General features: G+C 38.6%; 22 protein-coding genes. 3 read left to right on the plus strand and 19 right to left on the minus strand.

The genetic code is table 11. From position 1 onward, the window contains the following. Positions 1–10: 10 nt before the first annotated feature. The 5 genes from IPI59_12225 to IPI59_12245 form a co-directional block, all read right to left on the minus strand. The gene (locus IPI59_12225; GenBank protein ID MBK7528294.1) at positions 11–745 is read right to left on the minus strand and encodes a DKNYY domain-containing protein; all 735 of its coding nucleotides are present in this window, start codon (positions 743–745) and stop codon (positions 11–13) included. After that, positions 691–1,056, minus strand: a complete 366-nt coding sequence (locus IPI59_12230; protein MBK7528295.1) for a hypothetical protein — start codon at positions 1,054–1,056, stop codon at positions 691–693. The genes IPI59_12225 and IPI59_12230 overlap by 55 nt, the downstream gene beginning before the upstream one ends. 32 nt (positions 1,057–1,088) lie before the next feature. Further along, entirely contained in the window at positions 1,089–1,520 is a 432-nt protein-coding gene (locus IPI59_12235) for a hypothetical protein (GenBank protein MBK7528296.1), read from the minus strand. A 61-nt stretch (positions 1,521–1,581) separates the two neighbouring features. Beyond that, a complete protein-coding gene (locus tag IPI59_12240) occupies positions 1,582–1,941 on the minus strand; it encodes a hypothetical protein (protein MBK7528297.1) in 360 nt (119 codons plus the stop codon). Positions 1,942–2,021: 80 nt separating this feature from the next. After that, complete coding sequence (locus IPI59_12245) at positions 2,022–3,293, minus strand: trypsin-like peptidase domain-containing protein (protein MBK7528298.1); 1,272 nt, start codon at positions 3,291–3,293, stop codon at positions 2,022–2,024. Between the two features lie 284 nt (positions 3,294–3,577). On the opposite strand from IPI59_12245, the gene IPI59_12250 reads away from it, so the two are divergent. Then, positions 3,578–4,339, plus strand: coding sequence for a DUF1295 domain-containing protein (locus IPI59_12250; GenBank protein ID MBK7528299.1), 762 nt, complete (start codon positions 3,578–3,580; stop codon positions 4,337–4,339). 383 nt (positions 4,340–4,722) lie between these two features. Here the strand turns inward: IPI59_12250 and IPI59_12255 are convergent, their stop codons facing one another. The 14 genes from IPI59_12255 to paaA form a co-directional block, all read right to left on the minus strand. After that, positions 4,723–5,103, minus strand: a complete 381-nt coding sequence (locus IPI59_12255) for a cupin domain-containing protein (GenBank protein MBK7528300.1) — start codon at positions 5,101–5,103, stop codon at positions 4,723–4,725. A gap of 88 nt (positions 5,104–5,191) precedes the next feature. After that, positions 5,192–6,091, minus strand: a complete 900-nt coding sequence (locus IPI59_12260) for an AraC family transcriptional regulator (GenBank protein MBK7528301.1) — start codon at positions 6,089–6,091, stop codon at positions 5,192–5,194. A 212-nt stretch (positions 6,092–6,303) separates the two neighbouring features. Further along, on the minus strand, positions 6,304–6,582 hold the full coding sequence (locus IPI59_12265) for a zinc ribbon domain-containing protein (protein MBK7528302.1): 279 nt from the start codon (positions 6,580–6,582) through the stop codon (positions 6,304–6,306). A 139-nt stretch (positions 6,583–6,721) separates the two neighbouring features. Then, on the minus strand, positions 6,722–7,987 hold the full coding sequence (locus tag IPI59_12270) for a T9SS type A sorting domain-containing protein (GenBank protein ID MBK7528303.1): 1,266 nt from the start codon (positions 7,985–7,987) through the stop codon (positions 6,722–6,724). Between the two features lie 96 nt (positions 7,988–8,083). Then, the gene (locus tag IPI59_12275) at positions 8,084–8,491 is read right to left on the minus strand and encodes a hypothetical protein (GenBank protein ID MBK7528304.1); all 408 of its coding nucleotides are present in this window, start codon (positions 8,489–8,491) and stop codon (positions 8,084–8,086) included. Positions 8,492–8,531: 40 nt separating this feature from the next. Next, positions 8,532–11,798: a type I restriction endonuclease subunit R gene (locus tag IPI59_12280; protein ID MBK7528305.1), complete on the minus strand. Its 3,267-nt coding sequence runs from the start codon at positions 11,796–11,798 to the stop codon at positions 8,532–8,534. Positions 11,799–11,802: 4 nt separating this feature from the next. After that, positions 11,803–12,978: a restriction endonuclease subunit S gene (locus tag IPI59_12285; protein ID MBK7528306.1), complete on the minus strand. Its 1,176-nt coding sequence runs from the start codon at positions 12,976–12,978 to the stop codon at positions 11,803–11,805. Further along, the gene (locus tag IPI59_12290; GenBank protein ID MBK7528307.1) at positions 12,975–13,223 is read right to left on the minus strand and encodes a hypothetical protein; all 249 of its coding nucleotides are present in this window, start codon (positions 13,221–13,223) and stop codon (positions 12,975–12,977) included. The genes IPI59_12285 and IPI59_12290 overlap by 4 nt, the downstream gene beginning before the upstream one ends. Next, on the minus strand, positions 13,213–13,683 hold the full coding sequence (tnpA, locus tag IPI59_12295; protein MBK7528308.1) for an IS200/IS605 family transposase: 471 nt from the start codon (positions 13,681–13,683) through the stop codon (positions 13,213–13,215). The genes IPI59_12290 and tnpA overlap by 11 nt, the downstream gene beginning before the upstream one ends. A gap of 2 nt (positions 13,684–13,685) precedes the next feature. Further along, the gene (locus IPI59_12300) at positions 13,686–15,506 is read right to left on the minus strand and encodes an N-6 DNA methylase (protein MBK7528309.1); all 1,821 of its coding nucleotides are present in this window, start codon (positions 15,504–15,506) and stop codon (positions 13,686–13,688) included. A gap of 235 nt (positions 15,507–15,741) precedes the next feature. Beyond that, positions 15,742–17,535: an AAA family ATPase gene (locus IPI59_12305; protein MBK7528310.1), complete on the minus strand. Its 1,794-nt coding sequence runs from the start codon at positions 17,533–17,535 to the stop codon at positions 15,742–15,744. A 251-nt stretch (positions 17,536–17,786) separates the two neighbouring features. Continuing rightward, positions 17,787–19,586 carry an acyl-CoA dehydrogenase family protein gene (locus IPI59_12310; protein MBK7528311.1) on the minus strand — a complete coding sequence of 600 codons (1,800 nt, stop codon included), beginning with the start codon at positions 19,584–19,586 and terminating at the stop codon, positions 17,787–17,789. 182 nt (positions 19,587–19,768) lie between these two features. Continuing rightward, positions 19,769–20,029, minus strand: coding sequence for a hypothetical protein (locus IPI59_12315; GenBank protein ID MBK7528312.1), 261 nt, complete (start codon positions 20,027–20,029; stop codon positions 19,769–19,771). 20 nt (positions 20,030–20,049) lie between these two features. Beyond that, the gene (paaA, locus tag IPI59_12320; protein ID MBK7528313.1) at positions 20,050–21,009 is read right to left on the minus strand and encodes a 1,2-phenylacetyl-CoA epoxidase subunit A; all 960 of its coding nucleotides are present in this window, start codon (positions 21,007–21,009) and stop codon (positions 20,050–20,052) included. 197 nt (positions 21,010–21,206) lie between these two features. On the opposite strand from paaA, the gene IPI59_12325 reads away from it, so the two are divergent. Both IPI59_12325 and IPI59_12330 read left to right on the plus strand, forming a co-directional pair. Continuing rightward, a complete protein-coding gene (locus tag IPI59_12325) occupies positions 21,207–22,373 on the plus strand; it encodes a hypothetical protein (protein MBK7528314.1) in 1,167 nt (388 codons plus the stop codon). 32 nt (positions 22,374–22,405) lie between these two features. Further along, the gene (locus tag IPI59_12330; GenBank protein ID MBK7528315.1) at positions 22,406–22,849 is read left to right on the plus strand and encodes a GNAT family N-acetyltransferase; all 444 of its coding nucleotides are present in this window, start codon (positions 22,406–22,408) and stop codon (positions 22,847–22,849) included. Positions 22,850–22,856: the final 7 nt, after the last annotated feature.

The following is a 22,856-nucleotide window of genomic DNA, read 5'->3' on the forward strand; positions in this document are numbered from 1 at the left end:
TTTAGCTATTTTATTTGGCTTCTTGTAAGCCGATGAATTTTTTTGTATTCGTTTCGGCTGTACCTCCGGGCCCTGTAATTACCCATTTAACTTCAATATCTTCTAAGTTTTCAATCCATTGGTAATCTGGATTAAATTTCAGAAACTCAGATAGTAAGCTAATTGATTTAGTGCCTTTCATATATTTATCTTTATTCGTTACCTTAAATTCGTCAAGTTCGTTTTTGTTTAAGTTCATGGGCAAATTGCCGTTAAAGATATGTTCCCCATCGCGCGCGTAGGGAAATTCTAAGACGATAAAAGTTTTTGGGTCGGCTTTTAAAATAACTTCATTGTCTAAAAATACGCGGTAATTATCTTTAGCATATCCGTATTCGTTGTTGGTAAGGGGGGTAAAGCCGTCGGGAGTGGCGTAATTAATTTTTTTGCCTTTAAAGTAAACAGCGTGGTTGTCGGCTCCAAAATTTTTATTCTGCTTTAAAACTTTAAAACTGTTGTTATCTATGCCCTCTATCCAATGGTTTCGGCTGCCAAAATTTTCGTCGTTGGTTACCCAAACCCATTGCCCGTTTTTTTTGGTGTAGCCTGTGCCGCATGATGAAATGATTAAGACAATTATGAGTACGATTCCGATGATGATACTTGTTTTCATTTTTACTTGGGTTCTAATAATTTCTAAGCAATAAAAAATTAGCGTGCAATTTTTACGATAATGCTTCCGGCAATTAAAACGATACCTATAAATATTATTCCGGCAATATAACCCATGCCAATCCCAGGCCCCTGCTTGCTAAATGCTTTCATAAGCGTTTCTAACACAAAATGCCCCATTACGAGGCCAACTATCCAGATGCGCAGTAAGAGCCAATTTTTTTCTGCTCTGGAGACCCAAAACAGGCCGAAAGTCAAAAATAGCAATGCCGGCACCCAAAGCCATGATTTTTCAATGAGGTTGTCGAAAGAATATTTGGGCGGCGTGTTCATTTTAGCCATAAAGTGGGCAACAAAATAAAGGACCAACCACAACAGTTCAGGCCCAATAATATATTTTGGCATTTTTAATATGGTTCTTTAATATTTGCTAATTTTTATTTATAAAAAAAAGCTATTTCCTCATCACTTATTTTGTAATAAGCCTCTGCCGTTGATATTTGCTGTCGCAAGGTATTTTCGGCGATAAACAGTAAAATTTCGGCTCTTTCTTCGGTTTCAAATCCTGTTGTAGCAAGCCATGTTTTTTCGTTTGGAATGATGATGTAGAATATACATTTGCCGCCGCCAATTTCAGATTGAAAACTTGCCGTTTTATCTTCCTGCACAAAACTTACTGTTCCGGATCTTACAGTACCTTCGAACAGCAATTTCCGGGAGAACTTTTTTACTAAATCTTGCATTAATTTTTCTCTAAGTTCAAGGTCCTCATTGGGCAGCAAATTGCCGGCCCCATCTCTGTATTGAGGATAAGACTTGCTTGAATTCATTTCTTCGAAGAAAGGATAATCGGGTGGGTTGGGTATCATATTTTCTTCCGGATATTTAGGTAAGTTTAAGTTGCTTTTGGGGTAGGTGGTGGCGCGGTTTTTAATCTATACCGTATATTTCAATTATTTTTCCGTTTGCGTCAAATACAAATCTTGTAGTACTGTTTACGGTAAACTCTGTTCCTTTTTTATGGTAAATAAGTTTAGAGTTTGTTTTTAAATCGTATGTATATTCGGTAATTTTAGCAATAGATTTGATTTGATTTATTGAAGTTGAAACATGCGCCCACGAATGGTTATAGGTGTTTCTTAATTCTGAATAATTGGGGTTGTAGGATTCGTAGAACCTACTCAATTTGACAGAGAAAAAGGAAAAAATTCGGTCAAAATCTTTGCTTGCTTCAGCCTCTAAAAAATCTCTGATAATAGGCACAAAGTTAATTTTTTCTTTCTTACTCATTGATTTTTGACTTTATATTTTCCGGATATTTTATTAGTTTTAGCTTGCTTTTAGGCTAGGCTCTGGATGACTGAGTTTTATTAATCAATTCTGTATATTTCAATTATTTTTCCGTTTGCGTCAAAAATAAATCTGATAGAACTTTCTACGGCATGTTCAGTTTTGTCTATTTTCTTAGTAAATTTATAGGTTGTCTTTAAATCGTAAGCTTGTTTGTTTACTTTTTCAATTGAGTTGATCAAATGAAATGAATCAAAAGATTTTTCCCATGAACGAGTGTATGCCTTTTCTAATTTTGAACGATCTGGATTTTTAATATCATAATATCTGCTAATTTTGGGCGAAAAGTAGGAGTAAATTTGATTAAAATCTCTCTCGTCTTCCGCTTGAATAAAACCTGTGATGATTTCTTTAAAGGCAGTTTCCTCGTCTGTAGTTTCCTCGTCCGGAGCAACCTCGTCCGGAGCAATCTCATCCGGAGTAACTTCGTCCGGAGTAACTTCGTCCGGAGTAACATTTTGTGAATCATCATTGTACAGTTTAGCAAGGGCTAAAGAAGGAATTCCAAAATTGAAGCCTTCCCCTATCCCCGCAAAATTAATAGCCACCAAGTGGCCCCACTTATCCATGACTGGGCTGCCACTCGAGCCTGGTAATGTTGGAATTGAATATAAAATTTTTACGTTATCTGGAGCTTGAGTAACTGTTCCATGTGTAAATTGAGATTGAATGCCGTAATTTGTATTTGCTAATGCAATTCCGTGATTAAATCCAATCATATATACATTGTCATTAATGTTTATTTTTTTTGAATATTCAATTTCTTTTAAGGAAAAAATGTTTTCTATGTCTTTAGGTGTTTTTTTACCTTTTAATTGTATAATTGCCAAATCTATATTTTTGTCATTTGCTTTTTTGATTACAACACATTCTTTAAAATCACTCCAATCTGTTACATAGGTGTCGTCATAAGCAACGCCTAAAAAAATCCGTTTTAATTCAAAATTCTTTGCCTCACTTCGACTTACCCCAGGTAAGAAGTCATCAATAGAGGGGTAAGCAACATGTCTATTTGTTGCAATCTCGCCTCTGTCTGAAATTATAAAACCAGTTCCATATGCAGTATCGGCATTTTTAATTGCCTCTTTTTCATTTTTGAAAAACATTTGTCCTTTGTCCCCACCAAGGATAAAGTAAAATTCTTTTCCGTTAAAGAAGGATTTAAAGTAGTAAGAAATTTTAATTAGCACAACGCTATTGCGATACTTATTATAAAGTTCGGTCGGTTCAGGCGGATTTCGATTACAGCCTAAAATTGCTAAGATAAATACAATTGTAGTAATTTTTTTCATAATGTGCTTTTAAATTTATTAAGATAGTTTTAGCATTTCGCACTTTTAGGAATTTCTGCTTAAAAAAAATTACTCTATTTGGCGCTAATTTCCTACACTCAACCCATTTGCATCACCACCAGCAAAATTACAGTATATATCTTTTAAAACTGATGTTCTTGTACAAATAGTTCCATTATAATTCAATTATTTATTTATCCGGATATTAATTGCTAAGTTTGCCCTCAAAATGCAGTTTATAAAATTGCCTTGCCGGTTTCCGGATAATAAATTAACGCTAAATAATGCACATCACATTAGAACAATATAATTTATTTACGTGGCTATGGATGGGCTTAGGGGTTTCCATTTTCATTTTACTGTTGTTTATTACCGCCCCGTATGGCCGCCATACTAAAACTACCTGGGGGCCACTTATCAACAATAAACTTGGGTGGTTTATAATGGAAATTACCTTAATTGGGGTGCTTGCCTTTTTTGTTTGTATAGGCCATAACAAACAATCTTTGGTGAACTGGATTATCGTTGGGCTAATTACTTTTCATTACCTCAACCGAAGCCTTTTATTTCCGCTGCGCATCCGAACAGGGTATAAAAAAATGCCGGTACTCATAATGTTTATGGGCGTTTTTTTTAATATCATTAATGGTTTTCTGTTTGGCTATTATTTGGCCTATTTTAAGGTTTACCCAACAAATTGGATGATGTCGCCACAATTTATTATTGGTGCGATTATTTTTATTGCCGGAACTGTAATCAACTGGAAGTCTGATAATGTACTGATTCACCTAAGAAAACCCGGAGAATTAGGCTATAAAATACCTCAAGGCGGCTGGTTTCGTTATATCAGTTGCCCTAATTTGTTTGGCGAAGTAATTGAATGGATGGGGTTTGCCCTCCTGACCTGGAGTTTGCCGGGTTTGGCCTTTTTTGTTTGGACATTTGCCAATTTAGTTCCAAGGGCTGTGGCGCACCATCAATGGTATCACAAACAATTTGCCAATTACCCACCATACAGAAAAGCTATATTCCCATTTTTGTGGTAGATATATTTCTTTAACGCCGGATAAGGCTCGAAGAAATTACAATAATTTATCCGGAATACGATAGTAAAAAAAACAGTTTAAGGCCCGTATTCTCCGGAATAGACAAGTGGCACTCAAGCAGCATCATCAATACTTAGGCCCTGTTTTTTGGGTGGGCAAAATCCAAAAAAAATAGTCTTAAAAAACAAACTCCTCAAAAATTGCCAACAAAACAATTTAAGAAGAGTTTATTTTTTGAAATTGGGATTTTGCCTACTTGCATTGGCTTCGGCCTCGGCCTACAAGTAATTAAGGGGAGGTGCTACATAGAAGTTGACCTATTTCCATTTTAGATTTTTGGTTGTCGTAGGTCATCAACTCTTGCTTATATCGCTAAAGACTGGTTATAGATGTTTTGCAAAATCAATCATACCTTGAAAATCAATAACAACGGCCGGCTCATTGCCCACCGTCCAAGCGTCATGTCCAGATGGCAATAGCGATACATCACCCGGCATACAGTCAAACTCGGTTCCGTCGTCCATTACAACGTGCAAAATACCCGATACATGATACTGAAAATGAGGGGCTTCGCAACTGTGAGTCTTAGCAATTGGTTGGACGGAGGTCGCCCACCGCCATCCGGGTTCAAATATGCCACGACCAATTACAGCCCCGCCAATTTTTATTAACTCAAGCCGCCCTTTCGGAAATTCGCGGATTTCATCGGGTTGTCCGAAGTTTTTAAATTCGGATAGTTTTGAGATGTTTGTGATTTTTTCCATTTTAATATTTTGTTGTTTTTTTGTTTTGCAAAGATAGCACGTCATTTGTTAGCCGTAATTGTAAATTTTTCGGCAAAACATGTAGTATTCAGAGTTTTTTTCTGAGTTTTTGCGGCGATAAACCAGTCCGCCTTTTAATAAAATGGGCAAAATGTGAGGGGTCATCAAATTTGAGGTCATAGGCAATTTCCGAAACAGACTTTTCAGTTGAATATAATTGACCTTTCGCTTCGAGTAATAAAATGTCGTGAATAATTTGCAAGGGCGAACGCCCGAAGGTTTTACTTACGACTTCTGAAAGATGTTTAGTTGAGACGTTTAACTTTTTTGCATAATCATTCACGCTCCGGATTTCAATAAAATACTTCTCTACCAGTAATTTGAAACCATTGGCTATTTGTTCGTGTCGGCTTGTAGTTTTCTTTAATTCCTTTACGCGCGTTCGATATATTTCACGGACTTTTAATAGTAAAATGAGGATAAGATTGCGAAGCAACGAATTTTTTTCTACCGAAGCATAATTGTATTCAGTTATGATGTTTTTAAATGCAATTTGTATCATCTCACTTTCATGGTTGTTTAGGTTGAGGATATGTGGGGCATCAAAATGAAAATATGGAAACTCTTCCGCAAGCGGTATTGAAAGCTGCGGTTTGAGAAATTCAGATTTAAAATGAATGCAAAAGCCCTTGCAGTTTTTTATATGGTCGCTTGCATAAAGTGTATTTTCAGGAATAATAACGAGGTCATTTGGGTTCAACTGCAAATGATCAGCGCCGAGTTTTACATCGTGTTCGCCTTCTATTAGCAAGTAGATTAGGTTAAACTGCCTTCTTAGTGCTGGAATTGTTTCGCAATTTTTGTGCTTGTCTTCAAGCGTACCTGGCATTACCATCATTTCCGTATCATACGGCGTTGTATCATGGTTTATCAGCCGCTCAAACATCTCAAGCGTTTTAATGTTCAAAACTTCGTTATTTCTTTTCATGCCATTTCTGATTTTAAGTTTTCCTTGCCCATAAAATATATCAATGTTCCGAGAGTACGAATTTAACGTCTCGTTTATAAATGGTGTACCCCAATGGTGAAAATCATTTTTTAAAAGGTGCGGTAACCCAGTATAACTGGTTTAAACAATATAAATTGGAATAATAGCAACGCCTCTATATTTTTTTGAAAAGGCAAGAGTTCGGGCAGTAGTTAGTTTTTATTTTTCCAACGCTCTAAGTGGCCAATCATAAAAGGCCGCGAAAAAAGCCAGGCAAAAAATTTGTTATGTCCTCCGTCAATCATGCCTTTTCTCGATATTTCGGAAAATTCTTTCAGTGTTACGTCTCCACTAATAAATTCGCCGTTTGCGTAGCAAAAGCTACAAAATTTTGCACTTTTACTGCCGTCTTTTTCTGTGCCGCCGCCTTGAGCGTCCTTTTTTAAAGGCATTCCGCAGCTTTGGCAGTTTTTGTAGGTCTGTTGAGTCATGTTTTGATATTTATAATTAATTGAAATATATTTCTTGTTGTATGATATATTTTTGTCTGTCTGCAAATTTTTAAGTTCCGGATATTTTTTAGAGTTGCCATAGTTCAAACCACCTTTTTTAGTTTCCGGATTGCTGGCGCTATTGTTTCAATAGTTTAAAAGTTTTTTTCAAATGTTCTCCTACTTGTAAAAAATACAGCCCATTCGAAAAATTATCCATTTTAATAACTTGATTTAAAGCATTTATGGTGCCCGTCATTTCTGGCTTTCCGGAAACATTATAAACCACATAAACAGCACCTATTAATGCCGGATTTTCTATTTTTAAATTAATCTCGTTAGTGGCCGGATTTGGATAAATGGTAAAATAATTGGCATTGCTGTTTTGAGTTTGGGTGCCAAGCGTTGCAATGTTTATAGGCTGTATAACAGAATCCTGCGCGCCGCATTTACTTGCCAAAAGTTTTACGTTGTAGGTGCCATCTGCTAAAAACTTGTGTGTTGGGTTGGTAGCTGTTGAGGTCGTTCCATCGTCAAAATCCCATAAATATTGGCTGGCATTCTCCGAATTGTTAGTAAAATCTATTTGGCTGCCTCCGGCATTAGCGTAGCTAAAATTGGCCATGGGGTCGTATTCGCCAATATGCCACTCCATTAAGTTGTCAAATACTACTAATTTGGCCGCATCTTTTATATTTGCCGCGTCTGCTGCCGACAGGGTAGAATTGAAGGTAATAAGCGTAGGGTCTTTCCTGAATAAGGCGGTATAGAAACAGCAAGCTGCAGCGTAAGATCCGGCAATTGACGGATGGCTTTCATCGCTTTGGTACAATTCAATTAGCGGATAGTTTTGCCTGATATATTTCCAAACAGCGCCTACGGGAGATAAAATACCGTTATTATCATCGGCCATTATGCGGTATCTTTTGTTTAGTAAACTGTCCATTCCATTGTAAGTACATACCGGAGGCCAATTTACGCAATTAGCAGCATCGCCGTTTTTTCTGCCCCAGGTCATATAAAATACTGTTTCGGCACATGGGTTTTCGGCATTTATAATACTGTCTAATTTTTTGGCATACGGGAATACTGCGGCTTCAACTTCCGGATCGGAAAACGAAGGCAACTGACTTTGTTCTTGCAAAACAACGTAATCCCAATTGCCAAGGCTTATTTTTTCCAACGAGCTTACATTTGTTGTGTGCCCTTGCAAGGTATAACCTCCGGGTGTGTTGTTGTCAAATATTAAGCTATCGCCGGCCGAGGCTGCCGCATTTGCAATCAGTTGGGGCAAATTATTTACATACGTGTAACTATTGCCCAGAAATAATGCTTTTTTGGTCAGGCTTTGCCCGTTTGCAACAGAATAAATAAATAAAGTAAACAATACGAATTTAAACTTCATTTGCTTTTTTTTGATAATTTGCTTAGGCCTTCAATGACGGCATTTCCGGAAAGCATTTTGTAATTAGCTCTTTAGGGAAATAACTGTTTCTCGCTTTTATTGGAAGTATATATAGTATGTTTCAAAAGATTTTTCAAGTTCAGAAATTATTCCTCCCGCTTCCTTACTATCACGTACGTTTGATAATTTTTTAATCAGTTCCATGTGAGGGTGGAGCCATTTATGCAGTTCGTCGTGGCTTTCGCCTTTCATGGTGCAACTTTTAATTAAGGCATTATTTTGTTCCTTAAGACTTTCGGCTAATTTGCGGTAGTCTTGGTCTTGTTTTGAAATAAATTCTTTTAAAATTTCATTTCCCTTTTCAATATGGGGTTTCATTTCCTCGTTAACTTTCCATTTTTCGCCATTATTTAGTTTAAGTTCACCTTTTGAATGGTTCGTATTACAAGCGAAAAAGATTGCCATTCCGACAATCATCAAAACTAATTTTTGTATTTGTTTCATATTGTATTTTGTTTTAATTTTGTTTTTTTCAATAGTATAATTATGCTGCAAATGCTCTTTGGTTACCACTGGTTGCCATAATGTAAAAGTGGTCAAACACTGCATCGCATTTGGTGGCGTAGATAGCTCGGTCGTAGGAAACAGGTAGTTCTTTGTCTAAAAGTTCATTGATTACGGCTTGAACCTGTAGTTTCGTTTGTGTGTCTTTGTGCCAGTCGTTAATTAAAACTTTGGGTCTTTCGTCTTTCAGTCGTTTCAGTAGGTTTTTGGCAGCAAGTTTTACTTTCTGTTCTTCGTCTTTGGTGAGCTTTTCTTTTTTCAGCAAGTCAAACAGTTCCAATTCTTCTTCGGTCAGTCCTTCACGGGTGGCTCGCATTTCTTCTTCTTTCATTTTCTCCACAAAAGCTATCAGGTCGTCAAAGTAATTCTCGTTGGTGGAGTTGCCCGAATTATATCGGTCAATGATTTCTTCCAATTTTTCGGCAAAGCTTCCGCGAGTTACGTTTCTGTCCATCATCATTTGCAATTTGTCTTGTATAAAAGCCCGCAAGTCAGCAATTTCAATATTTTTATAAGGAGCTTGTTTATATTCTTCTTTCAGTTTGTCAAGGTCTAATTTGCTCAGGTCAATTTGTTTCCACGCTTTGATGAAGTATTCCCGTTTTTCGGCTAAATCTTTGGCGTCTTCTGTTATTTCCTTTTCTTCCTGAGCAATGATGCTTTCGTCAAGCAGTTGGCTTATTCTGCGCTTGGCATTGTCTAAATTTCCTCTGTCAACTTTACCGTCAATTACCTGACGTAAATAGTGAATGATTGCAGCCAATGAAAATTCATTTCTTCGTCCTACAATTTCAGGTTTGCAGGCTTCATAAAGTGCATCAATGGTGTTGTCGTAAACAATGAATTGTTTTTTCTGCTCATCGTTTGCCAGAATGATGTCGGCATATTCTTCAAACAAACTCAGTTTGCTGAATGTCTCTTTGGATTGTCTTATTTGGTGTAAATCAACTTTGATGGTTTTACAATACTCATCACATTCTGCGATGGCATCTTTCAGCAAAACAAAAAGTTGTTCAATATCTCTTGCCGGTGAATTTTCGTCTTGGTCTTCTCCTGTGCCAATGCTACCACCACCATACGAAGCAAACGCCTTTTTCAGATTACGGAATACGTTGTAATAATCCACTACCAAACCGTTTTTCTTTGCCTTCTCATTGATAGCAAAGTCGGTTACACGGTTTGCCCTTGCAATAGTTTGCATCAGGGTATGGTCTTTCATTGGTTTGTCCAAATACAAAGTAGAAACCGTAGGAGCATCAAATCCTGTAAGCCACATACTGCACACAAAAACCAAAGCAAGCGGGTCTTTCGGATTTTTGAATTTGTCTTCCATTTCCCGACCGTTCTCGTCAACCGATTTCAGTCGCTTGCGGTGCGGTCGTATGTCTAAACCTTCTTTTTCAAACTTTTCTTCTTCGCCTGCTTCTTCACTTACAATCACTGCCATATCGGTTTTTCGCATCCATTCCAAAATGCGTTTCAGTTCGGCTTTTTCGTCTTTGTCTTTAGCTTCGTTGATTTGCTTTTGCAGTTCCCTCTTTTCTTCTTCCCACAGGCGTTTTACTTTGTCATACATTTTCACGGCTGTGAACTTGTCAATGGTAATTACCATTCCTTTACCCAAATAGCCCCTGCGCGGAAAATGATACGCAATGTCTTTGGCTATTATTTCCAAACGGCTGTCCCGTTTCAGCACACTCATTTCCTGTGCAAACTCTCTTTCCAGCTTGTCTTGATTTTCGGCTGAAAGGTTTTCGTCTGAAACGATTTCAGCCAAATCATCATCAATATCATCATTTTGCAAAAGCACCTGCGGCACTCGCTTGTGATAGAAAAGCGGAACAGTAGCTTCGTCTTCAATACTTTGTTTGAAGTTGTATTCCGAAACGATATCGCCAAACCAGTTTTTTGTCAATTCACGGCTACCCAAAAGCGGTGTGCCTGTAAATGCGATGTATTGGGCATTGGGCAAACCTGTCCGCATATTCTCCGCCAAATCTTTGTATTGGGTGCGGTGTGCTTCGTCAACAATTACAATAATGTCGTTGCGGTCGGATAACAAAGGATATTGTTTGCCTTTGTCGTAGCGGAATTTTTGAATGAGGGTAAAAATGTATCGGGTGTTGGTTTGCAGCATATTCCGCAAATCTTCGCTGTTGCTTGGCTGACACTTGGTGTCTTTGCTGAAAGCCCCAGCCCCTAAAAAGTTGCGGTAAATCTGCCCGTCTAAATCTTCACGGTCGGTAACAATTAAAAACGTGTAATTACCTGTGAATTGACGAAAGATTTTACGGGTAAAGAAAATCATACTGAAACTCTTACCGCTGCCTTGTGTATGCCAGAAAACACCGAGCTTGCCTTTATTCTCTTTGTCGGTTCCTGCTGCATCGTGTTGCAAACGCAAACCAAAATTTTCAATGGCATTGTTTACGCCCAAAAACTGATGGTTCTTAGCAGCAATCTTTACCGTATCGTTGTAATAGAAAATGAAATTCTCTATGTAATCCAACAGGCGTTTCTTTTCGCACAAACCCAATACGGCATAATCTAAACTCACCCCGTAATCTTTTATCCGCTTTTTGTCGAGAGCCTGTTTTTCACTTTCGTGTCGCAGCCAGTTGAAAAAAAACTCATAGCCCGAATTGAAACTGCCTATTTTGGTTTCAATGCCGTTGCTCAACATACACAAGGCATTGTAACGAAACAACAAGGGTATTTGTTGCTTGTATCGGGTCAGGTTGTCGTCATAGGCATTGCGGACAGGCACATTGCTGTTTTTCAATTCAATGAACAACAAAGGCAAGCCGTTGATAAACACAATTAAATCGGGGCGCAACCGCAAATCGCCTTTTATCCAAAGTTGTGAAGTAACTAAGTAATCGTTTTTGCTCTCGTCTTTAAAGTCAATCACTTTTACACTTACAGGTTCTTTTCTGCCATCGGCATTGTTGATGGTAAGTTGCACACCATCTTTCAGCAAGCTGTAAATCTCCCGGTTGGCGTGTATATCGCTTTTATCAAAACGGGTATTGCAGATTTCTTTAAACGCTTCTTCAATAACTTCTTCGCTCAGTTGCGGATTGAGTTCTTTGAGTTTGCGTTTTAGCAAGGGCTTTATCATCACATCAGTTTCGCAATCCCGTTCCGTTGTGTCCACATCAAAGCAATTCAGATGCCTGTAACCGAGGTTGTTTACAAACACACTGATAATTGCTTTTTCTATTTGGTCTTCGGTGATGATTGCCATTGTGCTATGCTATTACTGCTTTTTTGTAGGTTGTTTCTTTTGCTTGAAGTTTGCCGCTTATCAAGCGTGGTAATAATCGGTCACGTATTTGGCGGAGTTGGGTGTTTTGTTGTTGGAGGGTTTCGATTTGTAAGTTCATCGGCTCAGCAATTTTCTTGAACTTCTCTTGTAATAACTTTCCTGCCACCCAAAGTTTTAGTTTATGTAGGTGGTTTTGGTTTAATGTAGGAACTCCTGCGCCTGAATTAAATGACTCAAAGTCCATTCCTAACATCGTATAAAAAACATAAAGCGGTTCATTACCTTTAAAATCCTTAACATATAATGCCGTATTATGTGGCCAACCATCTTGATTTACATATTGAACCTTACCTAAACTACCCGAACGTCCCGTTACAATAATTGGGGCTTTTACTTTAAATTGATTGTGATACGTTTTAATGCTAGTCGATGCAACAACAGGATAAATACCTTCTACTACTTTATCTTCAGGCAAGTCAAATCCACGATTAAGTTTTATGAAATCCTTAAAGTAAATTACTTCACCTTCTGATATCGGCACTCCCTTCTTAAACTTCGCCTGTTTATAGCCGGGGAAACGCATTCTTACAAACCATTCTTTGTAAAGCTCACGGGCGGTTTGCTCCAATAGTTTAATGCGTTGGTTGTTTACTTCTATCAAATCATCATAAGCCGAAAGAATGGACGCTATGCGTTGTTGGTGTTTAACATCAATAGGAACTGTAAAATCAAACTTCAATAACTTCTCTTGACTAAGATTATCTTGTGTTGTTCCTTGTGAAATTGATTGAAGGTGAATTTTCAACAAATCAAAATGATACTTGATGAATTTTACATCGGATTTCTTATCATCAGCAACAAACCCAATTATACTATCAGGAAAACAAGCATCGATATTTAAAATTGCTGTTTCTGCGATGTTAGCTGCAATGGTAATGCAAAGAGTTCCTTTCTTCCATAGCTTACTTTGAGCTAATCCTTTTTCACTATAAGTTTGACTATAATTTGAAATATAAAACTCTGCATTTTTTACGTCACCTGTTTGAATAAACGGATATTTGCCGCCAAACAATGACGGCTCATTTCTTGGTCTATGCTTGGATTTACCACGACCAACTTTTCCCAATTCGTTTAATTTATATGGCTTCCAGTCTTTCATTCTATAGCCAATAAATTTTGGTTAATCAATTTTTCTAACTCTTTTGCTTTGTAGCCCAAGCCCGTTAGGGCTTTGATAGGGGTAAAAAAACAAAACGAAATATAATCTTGTCCCGTACGGGACAAAACGAAACTCGTGTCGTTTTTATCTGCCGATATGTTGTGCCTAACGGCACATGATGCGAGACCGCTATTGATTTTTTTTGCCGATATGTTGTGCCTAACGGCACCTATTTTAATCTGCATAATCAATTGGTTTAAAAATATAGGCTTCATTAAAATCAATTTCAAACTTTCGCAACATATCGAGATATTCTTCATTAAATGTTTTCTTCCGGTGATGTTCTTCCTGATTTTGTATGTAACGAATCACATTGTTTACATGTGATTTGCTGTATGAAAAAGCTCCATATCCTTCCTGCCATGAAAATTTGCTTCTTAAAAAACCTTTTGTGTTTATCCATTTAGAAGAATCGCCCTTGATATCCTGCATTAAATCGGATAACGACTGTGTGGGTCTGAAACCAAATAAGATATGAACATGGTCGGGCATCCCGTTTATTGCTAACACTTTGTGATTGTGGTTCTGGATAATTCCCGTTATGTATTTATACAATTCTTCCTTCCATGCTTTGCCAATAACGCAATTCCGGTTTTGCACTGCAAACACTGACTGAATATGAATTTGGGTATATGTATTTGCCATTGCTATGCTATGGATTTTAAATTATCGGTTATCAATTCTTCCAGCTCTTTCGCCTTGCTGTTTAATGCGTTCAGGGAAATATGCCTTTCTTTCATTTCGGCTAAAAATTCTTCTTCGGTTAGTCCATCTTCTTCTATCACCACGCCTACATATCTGCCCGGGTTCAGGGAGTAGTCTTGTTCTTCAATTTCTTTCAGCGTAGCGGCTTTGCACAAGCCCGTTACATCTTCATACACACCATTGGGAAAGCGTTCGTTTAGCCAGTTAATGTGTCCTAAGTAATAGTTTTGCTTTTCTGTTAGTGCTTTCCATTTTTTTTCGGCTTCTTCCAGTTGCTTTTCCCAACGCTTTATTTCCTTTTCTTCTTTGGGTTTTGCCTTTTTTATTTTTTCTACTTCCTGCTGTTGTTCTTTTGCTTGCTTTTCAAAATCGTTGGCTTGCTGCTGGTATTTAGCCAATAATTGTTTCAGGCGTTTGGTTTCGCCACGGTAAAGCCGCACAATGGTGGCAATGTTTTGTATGTGTTCATCGGTAAACTCACGCAATGCCCTGGTTACTTGCCTGAAAATATTTCGGGCATCTATAAAGAGGATTTTGCCTTTGTTTTGCTTTTTGTTTTTGTCAAAAAACCATAAGGTCGCAGGCAGCGTAACCGTGTAAAACATATTCTTGGGTAGGGTGAGCATGCAATCAATTACCCCGCTTTTAATCAGGGTTTGGCGTATGTCGGCTTCGCTGTTTCGGGCATCGCTGGCACTGTTTGCCATTACCAAAGCGGCTCTGCCTGTATCTTTCAGCGAAGTGGCAAAAAGGTTTATCCATAAATAGTTGGCATTGGGCACACTGTTTACGGCTGCCTGCTTTTTGGCGTTGGCTTTGGTTTTGTTTTTCGGTATGCCGTATTCGTTAAACCGCTTGTCGTCTTTCACACGGTCATAGTTCACATCATCCACGTTAAATGGCGGATTAGCCATCACGTAGTCAAACTTGTTGTAGCTGTCAAACGGATTTTCGTAATAGGCATTGGCTTGCACCACTTGTCCACGCAGTCCGTTTACGGCTAAGTTCATTCGGGCAAGCTTTACCGTTTCACTGTCTTTCTCACTGCCATACACCATCAGGTCTTTGGTATCGTCATCGTGTAGTTCTTTTCTGCGTTTGTCCACAAACTCGCTGCTCTGCACAAACATACCACCACTGCCGCAGGCAGGGTCGTATATGGTTCCTTTGTAAGGTTCAATCACTTCCACCATAAGTTTTACCACACTGGTAGGCGTGTAAAAAGCGCCACCGCCTTGTCCTTCGGCAAGGGCAAATTCACCTAAAAAGTATTCATACACTTTACCGAACACATCGCCTGTGGCATCTTCGGGAATGTCTTTAAATGTTTTCAGCAAGCTTTTGGGCAAGCTGCGGTCGTCTTTGGTGTAGAGTTTAAAGTATTCGTCTTTAGGTAAACTGTCCTTTAGTTCGGGTTTGTAATATTCAATCAGTTCCATTGCCTTTTTAATGGCTTTGGCAATGTCGGTTTTCTCGGGAAGGTTCAATAAATAGTCATATTCCGCTTCGAGTGGCAGATAAAAACCACATTTCAAAATGGCAATTTCTTCTTCTTTCAGTTGGTTACGGCTTTTCTTCTGTGCTTCCAGTTCGGCTTTAATTTCCGCCTTCACTTTGTTGTAGCGGATAGAAGCAAAGCGAAGAAAAATTAGTCCCAAAATAGGTGTTGAATATTCACTGGCTTTCAGTCCGCTGTCTGCACGGAGTTTATCAGCCGCTTTCCACAAATTATCTTCCAGTTCTTTTAGTTGTTCTGCTGTCATTTATTGCTCAATATTCAGTTCGTAAAATTAGATTTTTAAGATACACTTTTTCTTCAAAGCGAGGGGAAAAGTGACTCTTTTGGTTTTGCTTGTGGGCGTTGGTTTATAGTTTAGAGGCAAAGGTAGATATTACTTTTGTGCGGTGGACTTTTTCTCCTGATCGTTGTTTGATTTTTGTCGTATAGCTTTTTCTTTATTTTTGTTACATGAAATATTGTGGGATGATTTGCCTTTTTTAGAATGGTAGTTTATCTGTTTCAACTTCGCTATTCGCTGTTTCAGCCATGTTTTCTGTTTGATTAGTCAATTTGTCCAATTCTAAAAACTCCTTCAACTTTGTAGGTAAAAAAGTTTCAGGATAACTCGTCAATCTTTGAACAGTGTTAAGTATGCCTAAACTGTCTTTGTCGTCTAATTGATAGCCTAATACTGCTTCAAGTTTAGGAATATTGAAGTGGATTTTGTCAATTCCTGCACTTTTCAGAAGTTTCCAATTTGTTGTAATCATTCCTTTGGAATTTGAACTTCTATCATTTTCACCGTCTTTCAGGTACAAATCACTTTGTTTTAAAGTGTTTTCATCTATAAAAACAGAAAGATCGGCTATAAAATTAGTGTCAAAATCCCAATCGTTAATTACGAAATAGTCTAATCCAAAGTGCTTACATAACTCAATCAATAAATACGCTGTTGCTTTTCCGTGATGCACAACAAAAGCAATATTTAGAAAACTAAGGTAGGTTTCTGCATACTTATTATCGCCTTTTACTTTCTTAACTTCCTTTTCTATAGCAATTTTATAGGCTAAAATATCATTCGGACCTTCTACTAATACAACTTTGCGACTAAATAAAATCTTATTCAAATTTGGCTCTACTGACTTAATGTAACTATTGAAGTTGGCAAATGATATAATTTCTTGTCCCCTAATATTTGTTGGCATTGTAGGTGAAAATTCGCCAACATTATTATACTTAATAACAGTTTGCTTTTTTTGTTCGTCAAACTCTATCCGAATAATGCTTTTAGTATCAAAAATATCAACCATTCTATCCGAATGAGTGGCATAAATTACTTGATGTCCCTTTTCTGCTAAATTGCATAAAACTGTCTTGTAAAAATATTCTTGGTGGTTTTCGTGCAAGAAACTTTCAGGTTCTTCAAATAGAAATAAACACCTATCATCTGTATTGCTTTCTGCAATAGCCTGAATAACAGCCATTACAAACATTGAGATATAGCCATCTCCAAAGTGGTCAATAGGGATTAAATTTGCGTTGTCGCCATTCAAGCCAACCTTAAAAATCATTTGTAGAAAAATATCTTCATAGTCGGGTAAACCAAATTTCACTTCACAACTATTATTTCGCAAATTGGTAGAGTAGTTTTCTCTAATCTTGTCTATAAAAGCACTTAGTTGAGAATTTTCAAGAACTTTTTCTGTCGCTAATTCTACTTCATTTTCATAATCTTCTTTTTTGTCTGTCATTGAAGTATCAGTATCTACAATGCTTTTGATGTGTTTGGCTAAAAATGAAGTCAAACTGCCCCAACTTGTTCTTTGAGTTTTGATTTCATCTTTTATGTTGTGAAAATTGATGTAGAAGATATTGTAATGTTTGTTCATTCCAAACATTGAAGGTTGCATTACCGATTTTAGTTCGCTATCATCTGTTTCAGTGGAAATGTCATAAGTTCCTGTTATACTCTTTGTTGTTCTATTTGTCCTACTGGCTCTGTCCCAATATTGAGGGCAATTAAAATCAGAACCTTGTAATTCAATTCGTATACTGATATGATTGGCGTGGTTTAAATTATGTAGGTCATTCCTTTCAAATGTGTTTGTTTGAATGAACCTATTACCGACTCCAAATAAAATACAACTCATCAGATTTGTCTTTCCAGAGTTATTGTAACCAACTATCGCAATCGGTTTTTCATAGCCCTTGTTTGGAAAAGTAAACTCTTGTTCTTCGCCAAAAGAACGGTAGTTTTTAACCTGGATAGAGTTTATTCTTATTTCTGACATTTTGGTTTGCTTTTCGATCTTTAATATAATCGCTAATGACTTTTCAAGGCTGAAATTAAAACAAATATTTTACGAGCCTTATATTTTCATAAATTTCTTAACGCACAAATATACATATTAAGTTCCTCAGATAGTAAATTATTGTTAAAAAATAGTCGGGAAATACGATTAAACCAAATAAAAATCCGGAAACTTGCAGGGTTAAAACTACAAATTTCCGGATTTAGTTAGCTATTTGTCTTGCTAAATTGCTATAAACAATACCTGTTGGCTTCAATCAGCACATCGGCAATACGCCTCCGCGCCGAAATAGTATCGAAGGCGGGTAGTTTAGTAAACCGTTTTAAGCCCATAAGCATTACACGCTGCTCGTCTCCTTCGGCAAATCGCAATAGAGCGTGTTTGCCGTTTAAATGTATTCGTTCCATTGCGTCCGATACAAACACTTTTACTACATCAATATAGGTGGCGCAAGCTGTTTCGCCTTTAATGCCTATCATTTTCTCAACGCGCAACAGTGCCGATTCGGCGGCAAAAATATCAATTAACATATCGGTTGCCGACATCATAATTTCTTGTTCAGTTGCAAGGCGTTGCAAATATTTTTGAGCTGCCGAGCCTGCCACCATTAGGGCTGCCTTCTTAGCTTGTTTGATAGCTTTTTTTTCGGCAGCTAAGATAAACGAGGCATCGCCATCATCTCCAAATTCCGGAACCGACATTAATTCTTTTTGTATTGCCATTCCGGGCGTAAACAAATCAATACTGCCGCGCATCGCTCGTTTTAGGTACATATCTATTGTTAGCAGTCTGTTTATTTCGTTGGTGCCTTCAAAAATGCGGTTAATACGCGAGTCGCGGTAGGCGCGCGCGGCGGGGTATTCTTCCGAAAAACCGTTGCCGCCAAGCACCTGTACCAACTCGTCCACGCAATAGTCTAAAACCTCCGAGCCAAAAACTTTTAACAAAGCGCATTCAATGGCATATTCTTCGGCGGCATGTAGTTTAGCTTCGGTGGGATTAGTGCCTTTTTTTGCTTCATGCTCAATAAAATCGTAGAGTAAGCCAGCGGTGCGGTAATTAGCCGATTCGAGGGCAAAGGTACGCACTGCCATTTCGGCTATTTTATGTCTAATGGCGCCAAACTTAGCAATGGGTTTGTCAAATTGTTCGCGCTCGTTGGCGTATTGTACTGCCTTGGTTATGCTGGCTTTTGCGCCTCCGGTAACGGCTATGGCTAATTTATACCGGCCTATGTTTAGCACGTTAAATGCTATTTTATGGCCCTGACCAATTTCTCCTAATACATTTTCAACCGGAACTTTTACACCTTCAAAAAACACTTGCCTTGTTGACGAACCTTTGATGCCCATTTTATGCTCTTCATTGCCAAGTCGTATATTTGGGGAGTGGGCATCTACAATAAATCCGGTAAATTTGTCGCCATCAATTTGCGCAAATACGGTTAAAATATCGGCAAAGCCGGCGTTGGTTATCCACATTTTTTGGCCTTCAAGCAGGTAGTAGGTGCCGTCTGCGCTTAAAGTGGCTTTAGTGCGAGCGGCTAAAGCATCGCTTCCCGAGCCGGGTTCGGTCAGGCAGTAGGCGGCTTTCAACTCGCCCGATGCTAATTTAGGCAAGTATTTTTGTTTTTGCGTTTCGGTGCCAAAGTATAAAATAGGCAAAGTGCCAATGCCTGTATGTGCCAAAAACGAAACGCTAAAGGCATGGGTCGAGCCAATAATTTCAGTGTAAGCCGTTTCGGTTTTAATATCAACGCCTAAACCGCCGTAGGCTTCGGGAACCGCAGCACCTAATAAACCAATTTCGGCAGTTTTATCTAACAACGATTCGACAAGTCCGGCCTCGTGCTCGTCAATCCGGTCTAAATTTGGATAAATATACTGTTCGGCAAACTCACGGGTTGATTCGGCAAATAAATGTTGCTCGTCAGTCAGTTCTTCCGGTGTAAAAATCCTGTCGGTGGTGGTTTCGCTAATTAAAAACGCACCTCCGGGCGACACATTTTGGGTTGTTTCTGTTGTTATCATGGTGGTTGTTTGATTCAAAATTGAAGCTAAAAGATGATGTAATAAAGATGGAACAAAGTTAAGGCAAGTTTTTTATTTTACCAAACGTTTGGTAGGTAAAACTTTGTTTTTGTAAACATTTTTCCGGATATTATAAAAAAAATAGGATTTTAAACGGTAAGATTTCTTGTTTTTAAGTTGGCCTATTCGCCAAAACCCATCATAAATATGCCGGCAAAAAGGCTAAAATAGTAAATTAAAATAAAAAAAACTGCCGCTACCGCCGCAAAAATTACAGCACCCAAAAAGCAGCCCAAGCAGCCAAGTCCGCCGGCATCTTTAAGATTTTCTTCTTCTACGTCGTTATTATTATTGATGCTGTCGAAATTATTGTCGGTGTTGGGTGTTAAGTTGTTGGCAAGGGTAGGGTAGGGGGGTAGTCCTTGTGGTTGCTCGGCATCCATAATTTACTGGTGTATTAATTTTAGGCTGCCGCTTCTTGTTTTTTGGCGGCTTGTTTTTGCGCGTAGGCTAAAGCGGCTTCGCGTACCCAGGCACCGTTTTGGTGGGCGGCTAAGCGGGCGGCTATACGCTGTTTGTTACAAGGGCCATTGCCGGCTACTACGGCATAAAACTCGTCCCAGTTTATTTCTCCGAAATGGTAGTTTTGGGTGGTTTCATCCCATTTAAGGTCAGGGTCGGGGACGGTTATACCCAAATACTCGGCTTGCGGAACGGTATTGTTTACAAATCGCTGCCGAAGTTCGTCGTTGCTTAGGCGTTTAATGCGCCAGGCCATAGATTGTTGGCTGTGGGGCGAGTCGGCATCGCGGGGGCCAAACATCATTAACGATGGCCACCACCAACGGTTTAAGGCATCTTGCGCCATAGCTTTTTGTTGTGGTGTTCCTTGGCAAAGTGTTAATAAAATTTCGTAGCCTTGCCGTTGATGAAAACTTTCTTCTTTGCAAATCCGAACCATACCGCGGGCATATGGCCCATACGAGGTGCGGCACAACATTACCTGGTTCATAATGGCGGCACCGTCAACCAACCAGCCGATAGCGCCAATATCGGCCCATGTTAGGGTGGGGTAGTTAAAAATACTCGAATATTTGGCTTTTCCTTCGTGCAGTTCATCTATTAATGTGTCGCGGTCAATACCTAAGGTTTCGGCAGCACTGTACAAATATAGTCCATGCCCTGCTTCATCTTGTATTTTGGCTAAAAGGGCAACTTTTCGGCGCAACGATGGGGCGCGGGTAATCCAGTTACCTTCGGGCAGCATTCCAACGACCTCGCTGTGGGCGTGTTGGGCAATTTGCCGGATTAATGTTTTGCGGTAAGCATCCGGCATCCAATCTTTGGGTTCTATTTTTGTCTCCGCATCAATCTTTGCCTGAAATTGCTGGTCGAAACTAAGTGTTTTCATCGTGTAATACATTATTTATTGATGGTAATATGTTTTTAGTTGCAAAATTGGAATTTGCCTTAAAAAACATCCGGATTATGGCCGTAAAAATACAATAAAATTAAGCATCTGCAAAATTTATTTTGGCCTTGATTTGCTTTATAGCGAATGGGTTTTGTTTAAAAATAACTACCTTAGTGCCTGCAAATTTTAAATATTATTTTTTTATCATGCACCCTTTTGCTAGATATTTACTCCAATATATCTTGTTTTCCGGATTTTTTCTTGCATTTACTGTACTTAAAATCTCAGCAAATTGCCCCGACAATTCCGACTCGACAGTTTTAAACAAGCGCTTTACCGATGTGTGTTGGCTCACCACGCACAATGCCTACAATTATGCCCCAGCTTTTAAACTGCCCAACCAAAACAACGACATTGCTACGCAATTGGCTAACGGCGTGCGCTCGTTTATGCTCGATGTGTACCCGACTGATACTGGTTTGGTTTTGTACCATGGCATATCTTTTTTTGGGGCCGAGAAGTTTGTACCCATCTTAACAACTTTGCGCGGTTTTTTAATAGAAAATCCGGTGGCAATTTTAACTTTGCATCTTGAAAACTACGCCTCGCCAAAACAAATTGAAGCGGCTTTATTTGAGGCCGACCTGCTTAAATATATATATATTCCTCCGGATGGGCAAAAATGGCCTTTTATTGCCGATATGGTGGCGGCAAATACCCGACTTGTTGTTTTTATTGAAGGCGAAGCCGACCCTAAGGTGCCCGTTTTGCTGCACGAATGGAATTTTGTTGTTGAAACGCCTTTTAGTATTCATCAATTAAACGAGTTTGATTGCAGTTTTAACCGAGGTGAACCGCAAAACGATTTGTTTTTGATTAACCATTTTGTTACCGATGCAATTTCGGGGATTGGAATGCCCGACTCGGCATTGCTTGCCAACGAAACTGTTTTTTTAGCTAACCGTATCAATGAATGTTGGTTGCAAACGGGTAAATTTCCTAATTTTGTTGCCCTCGATTTTTACGATTTGACCGATGCCAAAACGGTAATTTGCCAACTAAACCAATTAAATACCGGACTTAAACCTAATTTTTCAACTACCAAAAGCGTTAAAATTCAAGCTAATTTTTATGCAGACGTTTTGAATTGGCAATGCACCAACCTTAATCCGGATTATTTAAACGATCCTGTTGTGGTACAGGTATTTAATACATCCGGATGTTTGATGGCGCAATCGAAAATTTACCTCCAAAAAAACAATAGCCTACATTTTAAGAAGAGTTTGCCTCTCGGATACTATTATGCTGTTTTATCCTCCGGAATTAATAAATTCTCTCAGCGTTTTCCTTTTGTAGTAACTGCCACATTTTAAGAATAGATTTTTTAATTAATTTTATTTGCTTCGTGTTAGAAACAAAACTTAAACATTTTTCGGCACTTGATTTAAATGAGCTGTACGATGCCCTGCAATTGCGCCAAATTGTATTTGTAGTAGAGCAAAACTCGACTTATCTTGATGCCGATGGCCACGACAAAAAGGCATGGCATTTATTGGCCTATTTTGACGAAAAATTAGTTGGTTACAGCCGTATTTTACCGCCCGGATGCACTTTTGCTGCTTGTTCGTTTGGGCGTGTATGTGTGCATCCGCAGTATAGAGGGCGCGGGTGGGGGCGTATTTTGGTCGAGGAGGTTATCAAATTTATTGACACCCAATTAGGTAGGCAGCCCATACATATTGCCGCCGAAACTTATTTGTTGCCTTTTTACCAAAGTTTGGGTTTTGCGCCTGTAAGCGAAGTATTTTTAGATTGCAATATTCCACACATTGAAATGTTGCGCAGCTAACCTAATA

This window comes from Sphingobacteriales bacterium, assembly GCA_016706405.1.
Classification (GTDB): Bacteria; Bacteroidota; Bacteroidia; order Chitinophagales; family UBA2359; genus BJ6.

Bases quoted from the DNA above. Each gene is read 5' to 3' on its own strand.
- IPI59_12315 (MBK7528312.1), bottom strand. From the start codon at position 20,029: ATGGATGCCGAGCAACCACAAGGACTACCCCCCTACCCTACCCTTGCC.
- IPI59_12280 (MBK7528305.1), bottom strand. From the start codon at position 11,798: ATGGCAATCATCACCGAAGACCAAATAGAAAAAGCAATTATCAGTGTG.
- IPI59_12265 (MBK7528302.1), bottom strand. From the start codon at position 6,582: ATGACTCAACAGACCTACAAAAACTGCCAAAGCTGCGGAATGCCTTTA.
- tnpA (MBK7528308.1), bottom strand. From the start codon at position 13,683: ATGGCAAATACATATACCCAAATTCATATTCAGTCAGTGTTTGCAGTG.
- IPI59_12260 (MBK7528301.1), bottom strand. From the start codon at position 6,091: ATGAAAAGAAATAACGAAGTTTTGAACATTAAAACGCTTGAGATGTTT.
- paaA (MBK7528313.1), bottom strand. From the start codon at position 21,009: ATGTATTACACGATGAAAACACTTAGTTTCGACCAGCAATTTCAGGCA.
- IPI59_12235 (MBK7528296.1), bottom strand. From the start codon at position 1,520: ATGATACCCAACCCACCCGATTATCCTTTCTTCGAAGAAATGAATTCA.
- IPI59_12325 (MBK7528314.1), top strand. From the start codon at position 21,207: ATGCACCCTTTTGCTAGATATTTACTCCAATATATCTTGTTTTCCGGA.
- IPI59_12255 (MBK7528300.1), bottom strand. From the start codon at position 5,103: ATGGAAAAAATCACAAACATCTCAAAACTATCCGAATTTAAAAACTTC.
- IPI59_12245 (MBK7528298.1), bottom strand. From the start codon at position 3,293: ATGAAAAAAATTACTACAATTGTATTTATCTTAGCAATTTTAGGCTGT.
- IPI59_12300 (MBK7528309.1), bottom strand. From the start codon at position 15,506: ATGACAGCAGAACAACTAAAAGAACTGGAAGATAATTTGTGGAAAGCG.
- IPI59_12275 (MBK7528304.1), bottom strand. From the start codon at position 8,491: ATGAAACAAATACAAAAATTAGTTTTGATGATTGTCGGAATGGCAATC.
- IPI59_12285 (MBK7528306.1), bottom strand. From the start codon at position 12,978: ATGAAAGACTGGAAGCCATATAAATTAAACGAATTGGGAAAAGTTGGT.
- IPI59_12310 (MBK7528311.1), bottom strand. From the start codon at position 19,586: ATGATAACAACAGAAACAACCCAAAATGTGTCGCCCGGAGGTGCGTTT.
- IPI59_12305 (MBK7528310.1), bottom strand. From the start codon at position 17,535: ATGTCAGAAATAAGAATAAACTCTATCCAGGTTAAAAACTACCGTTCT.
- IPI59_12270 (MBK7528303.1), bottom strand. From the start codon at position 7,987: ATGAAGTTTAAATTCGTATTGTTTACTTTATTTATTTATTCTGTTGCA.
- IPI59_12240 (MBK7528297.1), bottom strand. From the start codon at position 1,941: ATGAGTAAGAAAGAAAAAATTAACTTTGTGCCTATTATCAGAGATTTT.
- IPI59_12290 (MBK7528307.1), bottom strand. From the start codon at position 13,223: ATGCAGATTAAAATAGGTGCCGTTAGGCACAACATATCGGCAAAAAAA.
- IPI59_12250 (MBK7528299.1), top strand. From the start codon at position 3,578: ATGCACATCACATTAGAACAATATAATTTATTTACGTGGCTATGGATG.
- IPI59_12230 (MBK7528295.1), bottom strand. From the start codon at position 1,056: ATGCCAAAATATATTATTGGGCCTGAACTGTTGTGGTTGGTCCTTTAT.